A 15,437-nucleotide genomic window follows, 5' to 3' on the forward strand; every position below is an offset into this window, starting at 1 on the left:
ATAATGAGTCTGAAAGAAAAAACACAATCTCTGTTTACAGAAACGTTTGGCTACCCTGCCACCCATACTATTCAGGCACCGGGTCGTGTAAACCTGATCGGCGAACATACCGATTATAACGACGGCTTCGTTTTGCCCTGCGCCATCGACTATCAAACCGTCATCAGCTGCGCGGCGCGCGACGATCGAAAAGTACGCGTCATCGCCGCTGATTACGACAATCAGGTTGATGAGTTCTCTCTCGATGCGCCGATTATCGCCCACGATAGCCAGCAGTGGTCAAACTACGTGCGTGGCGTGGTAAAACATCTGCAAAAGCGCAATAACGCCTTTGGCGGCGCGGATCTGGTGATCAGCGGTAACGTCCCGCAGGGTGCTGGCTTAAGCTCTTCTGCCTCACTGGAAGTCGCTGTTGGTACGGTATTCCAGCAGCTCTATCATCTGCCGCTCGACGGCGCGCAGATTGCCCTGAATGGCCAGGAAGCTGAAAACCAGTTTGTCGGTTGTAACTGCGGCATCATGGATCAACTGATCTCCGCACTTGGCAAGAAAGATCATGCACTGCTGATCGACTGCCGTACGCTGGGCACCAAAGCCGTTTCTATGCCTGAGGGTGTAGCGGTGGTGATCATCAACAGCAACTTTAAACGCACGCTGGTCGGCAGCGAATACAACACCCGTCGCGAACAGTGTGAAACTGGCGCGCGTTTCTTCCAGCAGCCAGCGCTGCGTGATGTCAGCCTCGAAGCGTTTAACGCTGTCGCCCACGAGCTGGATCCGATTGTTGCCAAACGCGTGCGCCACGTCATCACGGAAAATGCGCGTACCGTTGAAGCCGCACAGGCACTGGAAAAAGGCGACCTGCTGCGCATGGGCCAGCTGATGGCGGAATCTCACGCCTCAATGCGCGATGACTTTGAAATCACGGTGCCGCAAATTGATACGCTGGTAGAGATTGTCAAAGCGACCATCGGTGATCAAGGCGGCGTGCGGATGACCGGCGGCGGTTTTGGCGGCTGCATCGTGGCGCTGATCCCGCAAGATTTGGTTCCTGCCGTACAGCAGGCTGTCGCCGCACAGTACGAGGCAAAAACCGGTATTAAAGAAACATTCTACGTCTGCAAACCTTCACAAGGAGCCGGACAATGTTAAACGAAATCCCCGTGCAGGCTCCGGACGGTCAACCGTTTCGCCTGCTCACCCTGCGCAATGACGCAGGAATGGTAGTCACGCTCATGGACTGGGGCGCGACCCTGCTCTCTGCGCGTATTCCGCTTAGCGATGGTAGCGTGCGCGAAGCATTACTCGGCTGCGCCAGTCCGGAACAATACCCGGAACAGGCTGCATTTCTGGGGGCTTCGATTGGCCGCTACGCGAACCGTATCGCCAACAGCCGCTATACCTTTGCTGGCGAAACCGTTGAATTACTGCCAAGTCAGGGCAATAACCAACTGCACGGCGGACCGGACGGTTTCGACAAACGTCGCTGGCAGATAGTCAATCAGAATGACCGTCAGGTGCTGTTCGCCTTAACGTCTGACGATGGCGATCAGGGCTTCCCAGGCCATCTTTGCGCCACCGCGCAGTATCGCCTGACTGATGATAATCGTATTTCGATAACTTATCGTGCCACGGTCGATAAACCCTGCCCGGTGAATCTGACAAATCACGTCTATTTTAACCTCGACGGCAATAAAACGGATGTGCGCCAGCATAAGCTGCAAATTCTGGCGGACGAGTACTTACCGGTTGACGAAATGGGTATCCCGCATGATGGACTGAAATCCGTCGCCGGTAGCACGTTCGATTTCCGCACCCCTAAAATCATCAGTAGTGAATTTCTGGCCGATGACGATCAGCGCAAGGTGAAAGGTTACGATCACGCCTTCCTGCTTCAGGCACAGGGCAATGCGCGTACGCCGGTCGCTCAGTTGTGGTCACAGGATGAAAAACTGCAGATGGTGGTCTACACCTCGGCCCCGGCATTGCAGTTTTACTCCGGTAATTTCCTCGGTGGTACGCCTTCCCGCGGGCCAGAGGCCTACGAAGACTGGCAAGGCCTGGCGCTGGAAAGTGAATTTCTGCCGGACAGCCCGAACCACCCCGAGTGGCCACAGGCGGATTGCTTCCTGCGTCCGGGTGAAGAGTATGCCAGCGTGACGGAATATCAGTTTATTCCAGCTTGATCGTTTCCCCTCCCAGGCCTGATGACGTATCTTTTCGGGCCTGGTGCTTGTTAATCACAGTAGAACCGCTCAAATCCCCACCACTCAAAGACAAAATCGCAACCTTGAGTTCACAAGAACCTTACACTGTAGCGCTATTTTCGCTATGGTTATGCGTAAGCATTGCCGCTTACACATTACGGCAATATAATGAGAATTATTATCATTCGATATGATTTATAGGAGTGAATGTATGGCTGTAACTAAGCTGGTTCTGGTACGTCACGGTGAAAGTCAGTGGAACAACGAAAACCGTTTTACCGGTTGGTATGATGTTGATCTGTCCGAGAAAGGCGTGGGCGAAGCAAAAGCGGCAGGAAAACTGCTGAAAGAGGAAGGCTACAGCTTTGATTTTGCTTATACCTCCGTGCTGAAACGTGCCATCCACACCCTGTGGAACGTACTGGACGAACTGGATCAGGCCTGGCTGCCGGTTGAGAAATCCTGGAAACTGAACGAACGCCATTACGGTGCGCTGCAGGGTTTGAACAAAGCAGAAACCGCGGAAAAATACGGTGATGAGCAGGTTAAGCAGTGGCGTCGCGGCTTTGCGGTTACCCCGCCGGAACTGACCAAAGACGACGAGCGTTACCCGGGTCACGATCCGCGTTATGCGAAGCTGACCGACAAAGAGTTACCGGTTACCGAAAGCCTGGCGCTGACCATCGATCGCGTTATCCCTTACTGGAATGAAACCATTCTGCCGCGCATGAAAAGCGGTGAGCGCGTAATTATCGCCGCTCACGGTAACTCTCTGCGTGCGCTGGTTAAATACCTGGATAACATGGGCGAAGATGAGATCCTTGAACTGAACATCCCGACCGGCGTACCGCTGGTGTATGAGTTCGACGAAAACTTCAAGCCGATCAAACACTACTATCTGGGTAACGCTGACGAGATCGCAGCAAAAGCGGCGGCCGTTGCGAACCAGGGTAAAGCGAAGTAATTTTCGCGGTAAGTTAAAGAAAAAGCGTGGATTTCTCCACGCTTTTTTATTTCGGCCCTACAAGAAAATGTAGGCCGGATAAGGCATCGCCGCCATCCGGCAGTCTGCACCGGAATGCCTGATGGCGCTACGCTTCTCAGGCCTATGGAACTTGGTTAACCGCGACGCGCTTTTACCGCATCCGCCAGTTGACGCAACACCGCATCGGTATCTTCCCAACCAATGCAGGCGTCGGTGATGCTCTTACCGTAGGTCAGCGGCTCACCGCTATCCGGATTCTGATTACCTTCCACCAAATGGCTTTCGATCATCACGCCAATAATTGCTTTTTCGCCACCGGCGACTTGTCCGCAAACATCCTTAGCAACATCCATCTGCTTTTTGAACTGCTTGCTGGAGTTGGCATGGCTGAAGTCGATCATCACTTGCGCAGAGAGTCCTGCTTTGACCAAGCCTTCTTTCACGTCCGCAACGTGCTGAGCGCTGTAGTTCGGCTCTTTGCCACCGCGCAGAATGATATGGCAATCGCCATTACCACTGGTATTCACGATCGCTGAATGCCCCCATTTGGTGACAGACAGGAAGCAGTGCGGTGCCCCTGCAGCGTTGATTGCATCAATCGCCACTTTGATGGTGCCATCGGTACCGTTTTTAAAACCAACCGGGCAGGACAGACCCGATGCCAGCTCGCGGTGCACCTGAGATTCTGTTGTACGTGCCCCAATCGCGCCCCAGCTCATCAGATCGGCGAGATATTGTGGGGTAATCATATCGAGGAATTCACCCGCAGTCGGCAATCCGCTGTCGTTGATATCCAGCAGCAGTTTACGCGCAATGCGCAGCCCATCATTGATCTGGAAGCTGTTGTCCATGTGCGGGTCGTTGATAAGCCCTTTCCAGCCAACGGTGGTACGCGGTTTTTCAAAATAGACGCGCATGACGATTTCAAGCTCACCTTTTAACGCTTCGCGCAGCGCCAGCAGACGAGTGGCATACTCTTTGGCAGCTGCCGGATCATGAATAGAGCACGGCCCAATCACCACCAGAAGGCGATCGTCGCTCCCTTTCAGAATTTTATGAATCGCCTTACGGGCATGAGCCACCGTATTGGCGGCATTTTCAGTAGCGGGGAATTTTTCCAGCAGTGCGACTGGTGGTAATAACTCGTTGATCTCTTTAATGCGTAAATCGTCGTTCTGATAATTCATGATTATTCCAGCGTTGCCATACTTATATAAATGAATGCAATCCCTCCAATCTATATCTTCAGTCATAAAGTGTAAACGGGGTTTTACACTTTGGACGGATTAATCCTGGAATTGGCCAAAAAAACGCAATAAAGTAGCGAAAAACGAGATCCAAACTACAATTTCTAACTGTAACAGCTTTAATTTTCATAGATTTCAAGATTCTATGCTGGTTTTAATTTCCATAGCAAAACGATTAACCACATATTAATGATGTAACTGGCACATGCACTGTTGGAAGACGTTATCCGACATATCGACCTTAACAGGAGCATAATATGCATATGACAAAGCTGGCTTCACTCTTCCTTACCGCTACACTCAGCCTCGCCAGCGGCGCGGCACTGGCTGCTGAAAGCAACGCGCAGTCCAATAACGGTCAGGCAAATTCCTCGGCTGATGCAGGACAAGTCGCCCCAGACGCCCGCGAAAACGTGGCGCCAAATAATGTCGACAACAGTAACGTGAATTCAGGTGGCACAATGCTGCACCCGGACGGTTCATCAATGAACCATGAAGAGATGACCAAAGATGAGATGCACAAAAACACTATGTGTAAGGACGGTCGCTGCCCTGATGTGAATAAGAAGGTTGAGACCGGAAACGGCATCAACAATGATGTTGACACAAAAACTGATGGCACCACGCAGTAACGCTGAAATTAAAGCTAATAACGGGAGAGCAATAGCTCTCCTTTTTAATTTTATCATCCCAAAAACGGTATGATGGCATACAGTAAAGATGAGAATAACAAAGGGATGGCATAATGGCGCACGCACATACTCATACTTCCTCTGAACAATCCAAGGACAATAATGCCCGCCGACTGATGTTCGCATTCTGCATTACAGCCGGATTTATGTTGGTTGAAGTGGTGGGTGGCATACTTTCTGGTTCACTGGCCTTGCTGGCCGACGCCGGGCATATGCTCACGGATGCTGCGGCGCTGCTTTTCGCGCTGCTGGCCGTCCGGTTTTCCCGTCGCCCGCCCACAATACGACACACCTTCGGCTGGCTGAGGCTCACGACGCTGGCCGCATTTGTTAATGCCATCGCATTGGTCGTTATCACCATTTTAATCGTCTGGGAGGCGATTGAGCGCTTCCAGACACCTCGCCCCGTGGCTGGCGGCATGATGATGGTTATTGCTGTCGCGGGTCTACTGGCCAACGTGCTCGCTTTTTGGGTTTTACATCGCGGCAGTGAAGAGAAAAATCTGAACGTCCGCGCCGCGGCGCTGCATGTGATGGGCGATTTACTCGGCTCGGTCGGGGCAATCATCGCTGCGCTGATTATTATCTGGACGGGCTGGACACCCGCGGACCCAATTCTCTCGATTCTGGTTTCCGTGCTGGTGCTGCGTAGCGCTTGGCGATTGCTAAAAGATAGCGTTAATGAATTACTGGAAGGTGCCCCGCTGACGCTGGATATCGCCGCACTGCAGCGCCATCTCAGCCGGGATATTCCTGAAGTCCGCAACGTTCACCATGTCCATGTCTGGATGGTGGGCGAAAAACCGGTAATGACGCTGCATGTTCAGGTGATCCCGCCACACGATCACGATGCGTTGCTGGAGCGTATTCAGCATTTCCTTATCCATCACTACCAGATTGAACACGCCACAATCCAAATGGAGTATCAGCCGTGCAATGGGCCGGACTGTCACCTGTATCAGGGCGTGTCCGGCCATTCACATCATCACCATTAATGAGAAAGCGCGTGGGAACCCCGCTCACGCGCGCTGTTAATCCACATCCTGCTACCGTTCAGAGCGATAACCGTCAGGATCATATATTCCAGCGACATGGCATATACGCCTTGCAGGGCAAAGATCACCACGCTAATGACGTTAATGATCACCCACAGCAGCCAGTTTTCAACGTATTTGCGCGTCATCAGGATCATCGCCGCAATCGACAGCACCATCATGCAGGAGTCCCAGAACGGGAATGCATCGGGTTGTAGTTCAGGCACAACAACCTGTAAGCCCAATGCCTGCATAATATTCACTGCAATGCCTGTCAGGAATGCAAAGACCGGATCGATATAGATCGACATCAGGCCGATCGCCACCACGCAAGCCGCCAGCCAGCCGATCGCTTTTGGAAGCGGTAGCCAGCGAATTTTCAGTTCCGCTTCATGCTGGTTGGTTTGCCGGGACCAGGCATACCAGCCGTAGATATTTGCGGCAAAGAAGAAAACTTGCAGCAACAAGCTGGCATAGAGCTGGATCTGAAAGAAGATAATTGCAAACAGCGTGACGTTTATCAGACCGAAGAAGTAATTGCTGATTTTCTCAAGGCTCGCCAGGCCAATACACAGCAACCCGGCGATCGTTCCCACGGCTTCGATCCACGACAAATCGTAACCACCCGCGCCAATCGGAATATGTACCAGAATGTTCTGCGTGCTAAAAAAGTCCATCTTTTCCCCCAGAGCAAAAATAAATAATTACGCTCGAAGTGTAGCCGCAAATTCCAACATACGGTTTAACGGCAACAGCGCCCCTTCTCTCAGCGAGTCCTCAACATGTATCTCATGAGCCGCGCCGCCATGTTCCAGGCCCTCAGCAATCGCTTTCAGGCCATTCATCGCCATCCACGGACAATGCGCACAGCTGCGACAGGTTGCCCCCTCGCCAGCCGTCGGAGCTTCAAGCAGCTCTTTATCCGGAACGGCCTGCTGCATTTTGTAAAAAATGCCCCGGTCAGTCGCCACAATCAACTGCTTATGCGGTAACGATTTAGCCGCGTTGATGAGCTGGCTGGTTGAGCCAACCGCATCTGCCATATCAACGATAGACTGAGGGGACTCCGGGTGCACCAGCACCGCGGCATCAGGGTAAAGCCCTTTCATGCGTGTTAAGGCCTGGGTTTTAAACTCGTCGTGGACGATACAGGCCCCCTGCCAACAGAGCACGTCTGCGCCGGTCTGTTTTTGCACGTAGTTGCCCAGATGTCTGTCCGGAGCCCAGATGATTTTTTCACCTAAACTATCAAGATGTTCAATAAGTTCAACCGCGATACTGGAAGTCACGACCCAGTCCGCACGTGCTTTAACGGCAGCAGAGGTATTGGCGTAAACCACCACGGTACGATCCGGATGCGCATCGCAAAATGCGCTGAACGCGTCAATCGGACAGCCCAGATCTAATGAACATTCCGCCTGTAAGGTCGGCATCAGGATGGTCTTTTCCGGGCTGAGAATTTTGGCAGTTTCTCCCATAAACCTCACGCCCGCAACCAGCAGCGTAGAGGCAGAATGCTTTGCACCGAACCGCGCCATCTCCAGAGAATCAGAAATACAGCCCCCGGTCTCTTCCGCTAGCTGCTGAATTTCAGGATCGGTGTAATAATGCGCGACCATAACGGCATCACGCTCTTTCAGCAGGCGCTTGATTTTTTCACGATAAAATTGCTTTTCATCCACACTTAGCGGTACTGGCTTCGGCGGAAACGGATAAATTGCTGCTTCTGGATCAAACATCACGCTCATCTTGCTTTCTCGTTTCACTGGCTTAACGAAATAACCGATTAAAAGCGTGACGCACGCCATATTCGGTTTGATTTGTTTTGTATGCTAAACAAGATAGCGGATTGGCGCAGAAAAGTCACAATAATTGCGTGTGATGAATGCCGGATGGCGTCTGACGTCTTATCCGGCCTACACGAGTAGTGTCGTCTGTAGGCTGATAAGCAAAGGACATCAGGCAATCTTATAAATCGCAGATAGCAAAAAGGCGCCTTTAGGGCGCCTTTTTACACTGGTGGGGCGTGCAGGATGACTCGCTTCGCTTGCCCTTCGGGCCGTCGCCGTGAACGGCTCCGTTGTCTCACTGCGTTCGACCCGAACCTGCTGCAGGTTCGAATCTTATAAATCGCAGATAGCAAAAAGGCGCCTTTAGGGCGCCTTTTTACACTGGTGGGGCGTGCAGGATTCGAACCTGCGACCAATTGATTAAAAGTCAACTGCTCTACCAACTGAGCTAACGCCCCCGTATGGGGTTTACTGCTTCAATTATTCAGGATGGTGGGTCGTGCAGGATTCGAACCTGCGACCAATTGATTAAAAGTCAACTGCTCTACCAACTGAGCTAACGACCCGCTCGGATGTCACCTGAAAAATTTTTTACTCGACACCAATATAAGAATTGGTGGGGCGTGCAGGATGACTCGACTTCGTCTCGCCCTAACGGGCCGTTGCTAAAGCAACGTTATCCTTCACGTTTAACACCTGAGTACAATGTTAAAGTTGGTGGGGCGTGCAGGATTCGAACCTGCGACCAATTGATTAAAAGTCAACTGCTCTACCAACTGAGCTAACGCCCCGAGTGGTGGGTGATGACGGGATCGAACCGCCGACCCCCTCCTTGTAAGGGAGGTGCTCTCCCAGCTGAGCTAATCACCCGATACTACGCTGGATACTGCATTAAGTGGTGGGGCGTGCAGGATTCGAACCTGCGACCAATTGATTAAAAGTCAACTGCTCTACCAACTGAGCTAACGCCCCACTTTTTTCGCCGCTTTCGGGCTGTTTGATATCCCTTGGCAACGGCGGCATATATTACTGATTTCAGATTTTAGCGCAACAAAAATTTCGATGTAAATAACTCAACTGCTTAGGAATCACACGACACGACCAGAAATAACACGATTTCTGGTCGCATGGTGGTCATTACATCGCGCCAAGGCGTTTTTGCGCTTGTTTCGCGCCATCAGTGCCAGGATATTTAGTGATAACCTGCTGATAAACCGCTTTAGCTTTTGCTGTGTCACCTTTGTCCTGCATGATGACGCCGACTTTATACATCGCGTCTGCAGCCTTAGGTGATTTGGGGAAGTTTTTAACTACCGAAGCAAAATAGAACGCAGCATCATCTTTTTTACCCTTGTTGTAATTCAACTGACCCAGCCAGTAATTCGCATTGGGCAGGTAAGTAGAGTCCGGGTACTTTTTGATGAAGTTCTGGAATGCTTCAATCGCGTCATCCTGGCGGGATTTATCCTGCACCAGAGCAATCGCTGCATTGTAATCGGTATTCGCATCGCCAGTTTGCACGGGAGCCCCTGACGTTGCTGCAACTCCCGCATCAGGTGCAGGGGTTGCCGCCCCACTCTGATCGCCACCTGTAGACTGTGCCGCAGGCGCACTACCGCTGCCAAGATTATTCATCTGCAGCAATATCTGCTTCTGTCGCTCAACAACCTGATTCAGTTGATATTGATTTTCCTGAATTTGACCACGCAGGGAATCGATATCGGACTGATTATCGGAGAGTTGTTGCTGGAGTTGGGTTAAAAGCTGACTGTGAGCGTTAGAAATACGCTCGAGTTGAGTGACACGGTCTTCGACCGAGCCTGAGCCGACACTACTGATTGGCGCCTGTGCAAAAGCGGCCCAGGGGGCCGCTATGCCAACCAGTAACGACAGACTCAACAGGTGATGTCTGAAGTTACTGCTCATGCAATTCTCTTAGTAAACCAGTACGGCGCGACGGTTTTTGGCGTAAGCCGCTTCGTCATGACCCAGTACTGCAGGTTTTTCTTTACCGTAAGAAACGATGGAGATCTGGTCAGCAGAAACGCCTTTACCCTGCAGGTACATCTTAACGGCGTTCGCACGACGCTCACCCAGGGAGATGTTGTACTCAGGAGTACCACGTTCGTCCGCATGACCTTCTACGGTGACTTTGTAAGACGGGTTGCTACGCAGGAAGTTAGCGTGAGCATCCAGCATTGCAGCGAAGTCAGAACGGATATCGTACTTGTCCAGATCGAAGTAAACGATGTTGTTCTGCTGCAGCTGTTGCATCTGAAGACGCGCTTGCTCTTCAGAAGACATGTTGCCGCTGCCGTTTGCATCCATACCAGTGCCGGCACCCAGCATGCCTTCGCTGCCGTCATTGCTGGCGTTCTTGTTAGAAGAACACGCTGCAATAGCCATAACAGGCAGAGCAATCATCAGCCCTTTCAGCACTTTGTTCAGTTGCATTTCAATGATTCCTTTATTAATCAATTATTTATTATCACAGATACGGCGACCAGGCAGGGAATTTAACCTGACCATCAGTTGCCGGAAGACGCGCTTTGAAACGCCCATCTGTAGAAACCAAATTCAGCACGGATCCCATCCCCTGAGAAGAGCTGTAGATTACCATAGTGCCGTTAGGTGCCAGACTTGGCGTTTCATCCAGGAACGTTGACGACAGGACTTGTACGCCACCCGCTACCAGATCTTGTTTGGCAATGTGCTGCTGACCATTGGCTGAGCTTACCATTACCATAAACTTACCGTCGCTGCTCACATCCGCATCCTGGTTTTGCGAACCTTCCCAGGTAATACGCTGCGGAGCACCGCCGTTGACGTTAACTTTATATACCTGCGGACGACCGGCCTGGTCAGAGGTAAAGGCCAGGTTTTGGCTGTCCGGGAACCAGGTAGGTTCCGTGTTGTTGCTGCGACCATCCGTCACCTGACGGATCTGACCGGAACCAATGTCCATGACATACAGGTTCAGGCTACCGGTTTTAGACAGGGCAAACGCCAGTTTGCTGCCATCCGGAGAAAACGCAGGTGCACCGTTGTGACGTGGGAACGACGCTACCTGACGAACCGCGCCATTAGACAACGTCTGAATAACCAGCGCAGAACGACCGCTTTCGAAAGTGACGTATGCCAGCTTTGAACCGTCCGGAGACCATGCCGGAGACATCAGCGGCTGCGGAGAACGGTGTACCACGAACTGGTTGTAGCCATCGTAGTCGGATACACGTAATTCGTACGGGAACTGGCCGCCGTTCGTCTGAACAACATAAGCGATACGGGTACGGAATGCACCTTTAATACCGGTCAGTTTTTCAAACACTTCGTCACTTGCAGTATGGCCCGCGTAACGCAACCACTGCTTGTTCACTTTATAGGTGTTCTGTGCCAGTACGGTACCCGGTGCGCCACCGGTATCTACCAGTTGATAAGCAACGCTGTAGGAACCATCCGGATTTGGCGTAACCTGACCTACTACCACGGCATCAATACCCAGCGCAGACCATGCGGCAGGTTGAACTTCCTGTGCGGTACCCGGCTGCTGCGGCAGGCGAGAACGGTCTAACGGATTAAATTTACCGCTGTTACGCAGGTCAGCGCCTACGATACCACCGATATCTTCAGGTGCAGCACCCGGCCCTGCCCACTGGAAGGGGACAACACCAATCGGGCGTGCCGAGTCCACCCCCTGGGTGATCTCGATACGTACTTCTGCGTGCAGCACCGCTGCCCACAGCATCAGAAAACCAAATGCTACTCGTAATGCCTGCTTCATCATATCTCCCTTATCTGGACGGAAAGCCCACGATAATTTAGCAGAATGTTAACAAACTCAAATACACAAAACTACCAGAACGCTGTCTCAACCTTAGACCGTTTCCCCTGAATTCTCAGGGACGTTATTACAGTTTAAAGTCCAGCTTGGCATCTTTTACTTTTTCATAAACAGCCTGGCTAGGCGGTTTAGGAATTCTGGCTGTTTTCGCAGCCGTCAGCGCAGCCTGACACAATGCCGGATCTCCGCCCTCTTCGGTCACATCCAGTAACAGACCATCGGGTGCTAACTTGATATGTAATACGCAAGATTTACCCGCATACAAATCGGCACCATACAGACGGCTCTGGATCGCATTACGAATTTGAGATGCGTAAGCACTGATATCAGCGCCAGATGCACCGCCATTTGCACCACTTGTACCACTATCTTTCGCCGGTTGACCGTTTCCTTTCGCTCCACCACCCGATTTCGGTGCATTCTTACCGGAGCTTAAGTCACCCAACAAGTCGTCAACGCCAGAGGCTGCAGCTGCTTTTTCGGCCGCAGCCTTTTTCGCAGCCGCCGCTTTATCTGCCGCAGCTTTCTTATCGGCTGCAGCTTTTTTATCTGCTGCTGCTTTTTCCGCTGCGGCTTTCTTATCAGCCGCAGCCTTTTCAGCAGCGGCAGCTTTCGCGGCAGCGGCTTTTTCTGCTTTCTCTGCAGCAGCTTTCTCGGCTGCTGCTTGCTTAGCGGCTTCAGCCTGAGCTTTCTTCGCAGCGTCTGCGGCAGCCTTAGCAGCTTGTGCTTCGGCAATTTTCTTCGCATCAGCGGCGGCTTTAGCGGCTTCAGCCTCTGCTTTTTTCTGTGCGTCCGCAGCGGCTTTCTTCGCGGCATCTGCCGCTTGTTTCGCCTGAGCATCAGCTTTGGCCTTCGCATCTGCAGCAGCCTTCGCCGCAGCTTCTTCAGCCTGTTTCTGTTGCTCTTGCGCTTTCGCGGCGGCGGCTTCGGCCTGTTTCTGCTGTTCCGCCTGTTCGCGCACTTTTTCCTGCGCGGCTAAACGTTCTTTTTCAAGTTGCTTCAGTCGCTCTTGCTCGGCCGCCTGCTTCTCGCGAAGTTCCTCAGCTTGCTGCTGCGCCTGTTTTTCACGCTGCTCTTCTGCACGTTTAGCACTTGCCTGCTGTTGCTGCTGCCTGTCGTACTGTTGCACAACGGCGCCAGGATCGACCATAACGGCGTCGATGGACGAACCGCCACCGCCGCCGGCTGAAGCATCAATGTGCTCATCGAACGAACTCCAGATCAGCGCTGCAAATAAAATGACATGCAGCACCGCTGAAATAATTATCGCCCTTTTGAGCTTGTCGTTTTGTTCGGTTGCCTTTGACACTCTCGGTTCCCAAAAAACTGTTCGCCTGTTACGCGCTATCTTTCAAGCCAGCAAAACGCAGTCATCAGATTGGCTGCGTCATCAAGCCAACCGATTTTACGCCTGCACTGTGTAACAAGTTCAGCGCTTTAATTATTTCATCATAAGGCACGTCTTTCGCACCACCGATTAAAAAGACCGTTTTCGGATTGGTCTGCAGGCGACTCTTCGCTTCCGCGATAACCTGCTCCGGCGGCAGTTGATCCATACGATCTTTCTCAACGACCACGCTGTATTGCCCTATCCCGGAAACTTCAATAATGACCGGCGGTTCGTCGTTACTACTGACAGCTTGCGATTCGGTCGCATCCGGCAGGTCGACTTCCACACTCTGCGTAATAATCGGCGCGGTTGCCATAAAGATCAGCAACAGCACCAGTAGTACGTCGAGCAGCGGCACAATATTGATTTCGGACTTGAGTTCGCGACGACCTCGTCCACGCGTTCTGGCCATGGCTTACCCCTTGTTGCTCTCGCTAACGGTAAACGCCTGGCGGTGCAGAATCGCGGTGAACTCTTCCATAAAGTTGTCGTAATTCAGTTCCAGCTTGTTCACGCGCTGATTCAGTCGGTTGTAAGCCATAACCGCCGGGATTGCCGCAAACAGACCGATAGCCGTTGCAATCAACGCTTCCGCGATACCCGGTGCGACCATTTGCAGCGTTGCCTGTTTTACCGCGCCTAACGCGATAAATGCGTGCATGATCCCCCAAACGGTACCGAACAGACCGATATACGGGCTGATGGAGCCGACGGTGCCGAGGAATGGAATATGCGTTTCCAGCGTTTCCAGTTCACGGTTCATCGAGATACGCATCGCACGGGATGCCCCCTCAACGACCGCTTCCGGCGCATGACTATTCGCCCGATGCAGACGAGCAAACTCTTTGAATCCGCTGTAGAAAATTTGTTCCGAACCCACCAGATTATCACGACGTCCCTGGCTTTCCTGATACAGGCGCGACAATTCAATGCCGGACCAGAACTTGTCTTCAAATGCTTCGGCTTCACGTGAAGCCGCATTAAGAATACGGGTCCGCTGGATAATAATGGCCCAGGATGCGATTGAGAAACCAATCAAAATCAACATGATAAGTTTAACCAGAAGGCTTGCCTTCAGGAACAAATCAAGGATATTCATGTCAGTCACTGCTTAAACTCCGCGACAATAGACTTGGGAAGCGCACGAGGCTTCATTTTGAGTGGATCAACGCAAACAATCAGAACTTCGGCTTCATTCAGCCCGGTGTTCTCTGCGTTGACAATGCGTTGCGTGAAAACCAATGAGGTGCCACGCATTGACGTAATTTCGGTTTGGACTTCGAGCATATCGTCGAGCCGGGCAGGCGCAAAATACTCCAGCGTCATCTTGCGCACCACAAAGGCTACACGTTCGGCCAACAGGACCTGCTGACTGAAGTGATGATGACGCAGCATTTCTGTGCGTGCTCTTTCGTAAAAAGCGACGTAGCTGGCGTGGTAAACCACCCCTCCGGCATCGGTGTCCTCATAGTAGACACGAACCGGCCATCGAAACATATACTTGTTCATTCTTACTGCCTCTTTGTTGGCTTCGCCCACTCACACCGGTCGCTTAACTTTGTAAGCGCCTGGTGACTCGCGTTCTTGCCGCCGCGATGCTTCAAGAATGTCGTTGTATATCGCGCTGTATTCACTTTACATCCCGGTAATGCAATTAAGTTGCGTCCTGATGGTCCAGTGTCGCCACCGCACACAACTCCAGGGCACAACCTTAGGTTAATGCTTTCAAACTTCGCTACTATACGCGCGGGAATGGTGGTTTGGAATGGGGGAAAGTAAACGGAGAGTAAAAATTTATGGGCTTATGCAAGCCCATAAATATTTAAGGATGTTTCTTATTCAAAAGAAGAAGAAAATCAGACCAACAACCAGGACGATATCCGCGATTAGCGGGCAGAAAATGCCCTGCCAGTGTACGGCGCGAGGACGAAAACCAACGCCGTGAATGATGCCTGCGCAGACCGCCCACATCAGCAGGAGACCATGCCAGATTTCCAGCTCACTGGTTTTGGCCGCGAAACGTGACGGATCCCAGAATATGCAGCCAGCCAACACGATTGCCAGCACAAAGGAAAGCGCCCGCAAGGGGCGCTTATCCATCGCGTTATACTGCATCGCGATAATGTTGGTCATCAGCTATCTTCTTGTCCGGCTTTGCCTGATTCAACGTGCTCAAGCGCCAGCGCTGTGATTATCCCAAATGCACAGGCAAGAAGCGTTCCCAAAATCCATGCGAAATACCACATTTTAA

General features: G+C 51.9%; 17 protein-coding genes, 5 tRNA genes and 1 other RNA gene. 5 read left to right on the forward strand and 18 right to left on the reverse strand.

Features of this window, described 5'->3' with window-relative positions; translation table 11 throughout:
• Positions 1-3 precede the first annotated feature (3 nt).
• From galK to gpmA, 3 genes are all read left to right on the forward strand, one after another.
• On the forward strand, positions 4-1,152 hold the full coding sequence (galK, locus tag HV352_RS16225) for a galactokinase (protein ID WP_019076310.1): 1,149 nt from the start codon (positions 4-6) through the stop codon (positions 1,150-1,152).
• Complete coding sequence (galM, locus tag HV352_RS16230; protein ID WP_181634889.1) at positions 1,146-2,186, forward strand: galactose-1-epimerase; 1,041 nt, start codon at positions 1,146-1,148, stop codon at positions 2,184-2,186. The genes galK and galM overlap by 7 nt, the downstream gene beginning before the upstream one ends.
• Before the next feature lie 232 nt (positions 2,187-2,418).
• Positions 2,419-3,171: a 2,3-diphosphoglycerate-dependent phosphoglycerate mutase gene (gpmA, locus tag HV352_RS16235; RefSeq protein ID WP_003022999.1), complete on the forward strand. Its 753-nt coding sequence runs from the start codon at positions 2,419-2,421 to the stop codon at positions 3,169-3,171.
• A 155-nt stretch (positions 3,172-3,326) separates the two neighbouring features.
• Here the strand turns inward: gpmA and aroG are convergent, their stop codons facing one another.
• Positions 3,327-4,379: a 3-deoxy-7-phosphoheptulonate synthase AroG gene (gene aroG / locus HV352_RS16240; RefSeq protein ID WP_016152319.1), complete on the reverse strand. Its 1,053-nt coding sequence runs from the start codon at positions 4,377-4,379 to the stop codon at positions 3,327-3,329.
• A gap of 317 nt (positions 4,380-4,696) precedes the next feature.
• On the opposite strand from aroG, the gene HV352_RS16245 reads away from it, so the two are divergent.
• Both HV352_RS16245 and zitB read left to right on the forward strand, forming a co-directional pair.
• Positions 4,697-5,071 carry a YbgS-like family protein gene (locus tag HV352_RS16245; protein ID WP_181634890.1) on the forward strand — a complete coding sequence of 125 codons (375 nt, stop codon included), beginning with the start codon at positions 4,697-4,699 and terminating at the stop codon, positions 5,069-5,071.
• A gap of 113 nt (positions 5,072-5,184) precedes the next feature.
• Complete coding sequence (gene zitB / locus HV352_RS16250) at positions 5,185-6,126, forward strand: CDF family zinc transporter ZitB (RefSeq protein WP_181634891.1); 942 nt, start codon at positions 5,185-5,187, stop codon at positions 6,124-6,126.
• On the opposite strand, the gene pnuC is transcribed toward zitB, so the two are convergent.
• The 17 genes from pnuC to cydX all read right to left on the reverse strand — a co-directional run bounded on the left by pnuC (position 6,123) and on the right by cydX (position 15,432).
• Positions 6,123-6,842, reverse strand: a complete 720-nt coding sequence (gene pnuC / locus HV352_RS16255; protein ID WP_016152316.1) for a nicotinamide riboside transporter PnuC — start codon at positions 6,840-6,842, stop codon at positions 6,123-6,125. The two genes, zitB and pnuC, sit on opposite strands and share 4 nt — an antisense overlap.
• A 27-nt stretch (positions 6,843-6,869) precedes the next feature.
• Positions 6,870-7,913, reverse strand: a complete 1,044-nt coding sequence (gene nadA, locus HV352_RS16260) for a quinolinate synthase NadA (RefSeq protein ID WP_016152315.1) — start codon at positions 7,911-7,913, stop codon at positions 6,870-6,872.
• A gap of 269 nt (positions 7,914-8,182) precedes the next feature.
• Positions 8,183-8,308, reverse strand: a non-coding RNA gene (locus HV352_RS16265) — RtT sRNA.
• Between the two features lie 29 nt (positions 8,309-8,337).
• A tRNA-Lys gene (locus HV352_RS16270) sits at positions 8,338-8,413 on the reverse strand.
• 32 nt (positions 8,414-8,445) lie between these two features.
• A tRNA-Lys gene (locus HV352_RS16275) sits at positions 8,446-8,521 on the reverse strand.
• Between the two features lie 149 nt (positions 8,522-8,670).
• A tRNA-Lys gene (locus tag HV352_RS16280) sits at positions 8,671-8,746 on the reverse strand.
• A gap of 3 nt (positions 8,747-8,749) precedes the next feature.
• Positions 8,750-8,825: transfer RNA gene (locus HV352_RS16285), tRNA-Val, on the reverse strand.
• 26 nt (positions 8,826-8,851) lie between these two features.
• Positions 8,852-8,927 (reverse strand) — tRNA-Lys (locus HV352_RS16290).
• 165 nt (positions 8,928-9,092) lie between these two features.
• Positions 9,093-9,881 (reverse strand): cell division protein CpoB, encoded by a 789-nt coding sequence (cpoB, locus tag HV352_RS16295; RefSeq protein ID WP_047359468.1) that lies wholly within the window; start codon positions 9,879-9,881, stop codon positions 9,093-9,095.
• Between the two features lie 9 nt (positions 9,882-9,890).
• Positions 9,891-10,409 carry a peptidoglycan-associated lipoprotein Pal gene (gene pal / locus HV352_RS16300; protein ID WP_003022983.1) on the reverse strand — a complete coding sequence of 173 codons (519 nt, stop codon included), beginning with the start codon at positions 10,407-10,409 and terminating at the stop codon, positions 9,891-9,893.
• 34 nt (positions 10,410-10,443) lie between these two features.
• On the reverse strand, positions 10,444-11,736 hold the full coding sequence (gene tolB / locus HV352_RS16305) for a Tol-Pal system beta propeller repeat protein TolB (RefSeq protein ID WP_003022981.1): 1,293 nt from the start codon (positions 11,734-11,736) through the stop codon (positions 10,444-10,446).
• A 127-nt stretch (positions 11,737-11,863) separates the two neighbouring features.
• Positions 11,864-13,105: a cell envelope integrity protein TolA gene (tolA, locus tag HV352_RS16310; protein WP_181634892.1), complete on the reverse strand. Its 1,242-nt coding sequence runs from the start codon at positions 13,103-13,105 to the stop codon at positions 11,864-11,866.
• Positions 13,106-13,169: 64 nt separating this feature from the next.
• A complete protein-coding gene (tolR, locus tag HV352_RS16315; protein WP_003022978.1) occupies positions 13,170-13,598 on the reverse strand; it encodes a colicin uptake protein TolR in 429 nt (142 codons plus the stop codon).
• Positions 13,599-13,601: 3 nt separating this feature from the next.
• Entirely contained in the window at positions 13,602-14,294 is a 693-nt protein-coding gene (gene tolQ / locus HV352_RS16320; protein ID WP_016152312.1) for a Tol-Pal system protein TolQ, read from the reverse strand.
• Positions 14,291-14,695 (reverse strand): tol-pal system-associated acyl-CoA thioesterase, encoded by a 405-nt coding sequence (gene ybgC, locus HV352_RS16325; protein ID WP_181634893.1) that lies wholly within the window; start codon positions 14,693-14,695, stop codon positions 14,291-14,293. The genes tolQ and ybgC overlap by 4 nt, the downstream gene beginning before the upstream one ends.
• Before the next feature lie 330 nt (positions 14,696-15,025).
• A complete protein-coding gene (gene ybgE / locus HV352_RS16330) occupies positions 15,026-15,319 on the reverse strand; it encodes a cyd operon protein YbgE (RefSeq protein WP_016152311.1) in 294 nt (97 codons plus the stop codon).
• Positions 15,319-15,432, reverse strand: a complete 114-nt coding sequence (gene cydX / locus HV352_RS16335) for a cytochrome bd-I oxidase subunit CydX (protein ID WP_003022970.1) — start codon at positions 15,430-15,432, stop codon at positions 15,319-15,321. Before cydX ends, ybgE begins: the two co-directional genes overlap by 1 nt.
• Between the last annotated feature and the right edge of the window lie 5 nt (positions 15,433-15,437).

Origin of the sequence: Citrobacter sp. RHBSTW-01044 (assembly GCF_013781945.1) — a bacterium.
GTDB lineage: Bacteria > Pseudomonadota > Gammaproteobacteria > Enterobacterales > Enterobacteriaceae > Citrobacter > Citrobacter braakii.

What these genes read in the sequence shown, in the direction of transcription:
- galK (WP_019076310.1), top strand. Translation starts at nt 4, where the DNA reads ATGAGTCTGAAAGAAAAAACACAATCTCTGTTTACAGAAACGTTTGGC.
- galM (WP_181634889.1), top strand. Translation starts at nt 1,146, where the DNA reads ATGTTAAACGAAATCCCCGTGCAGGCTCCGGACGGTCAACCGTTTCGC.
- gpmA (WP_003022999.1), top strand. Translation starts at nt 2,419, where the DNA reads ATGGCTGTAACTAAGCTGGTTCTGGTACGTCACGGTGAAAGTCAGTGG.
- aroG (WP_016152319.1), bottom strand. Translation starts at nt 4,379, where the DNA reads ATGAATTATCAGAACGACGATTTACGCATTAAAGAGATCAACGAGTTA.
- HV352_RS16245 (WP_181634890.1), top strand. Translation starts at nt 4,697, where the DNA reads ATGCATATGACAAAGCTGGCTTCACTCTTCCTTACCGCTACACTCAGC.
- zitB (WP_181634891.1), top strand. Translation starts at nt 5,185, where the DNA reads ATGGCGCACGCACATACTCATACTTCCTCTGAACAATCCAAGGACAAT.
- pnuC (WP_016152316.1), bottom strand. Translation starts at nt 6,842, where the DNA reads ATGGACTTTTTTAGCACGCAGAACATTCTGGTACATATTCCGATTGGC.
- nadA (WP_016152315.1), bottom strand. Translation starts at nt 7,913, where the DNA reads ATGAGCGTGATGTTTGATCCAGAAGCAGCAATTTATCCGTTTCCGCCG.
- cpoB (WP_047359468.1), bottom strand. Translation starts at nt 9,881, where the DNA reads ATGAGCAGTAACTTCAGACATCACCTGTTGAGTCTGTCGTTACTGGTT.
- pal (WP_003022983.1), bottom strand. Translation starts at nt 10,409, where the DNA reads ATGCAACTGAACAAAGTGCTGAAAGGGCTGATGATTGCTCTGCCTGTT.
- tolB (WP_003022981.1), bottom strand. Translation starts at nt 11,736, where the DNA reads ATGAAGCAGGCATTACGAGTAGCATTTGGTTTTCTGATGCTGTGGGCA.
- tolR (WP_003022978.1), bottom strand. Translation starts at nt 13,598, where the DNA reads ATGGCCAGAACGCGTGGACGAGGTCGTCGCGAACTCAAGTCCGAAATC.
- ybgC (WP_181634893.1), bottom strand. Translation starts at nt 14,695, where the DNA reads ATGAACAAGTATATGTTTCGATGGCCGGTTCGTGTCTACTATGAGGAC.
- ybgE (WP_016152311.1), bottom strand. Translation starts at nt 15,319, where the DNA reads ATGACCAACATTATCGCGATGCAGTATAACGCGATGGATAAGCGCCCC.
- cydX (WP_003022970.1), bottom strand. Translation starts at nt 15,432, where the DNA reads ATGTGGTATTTCGCATGGATTTTGGGAACGCTTCTTGCCTGTGCATTT.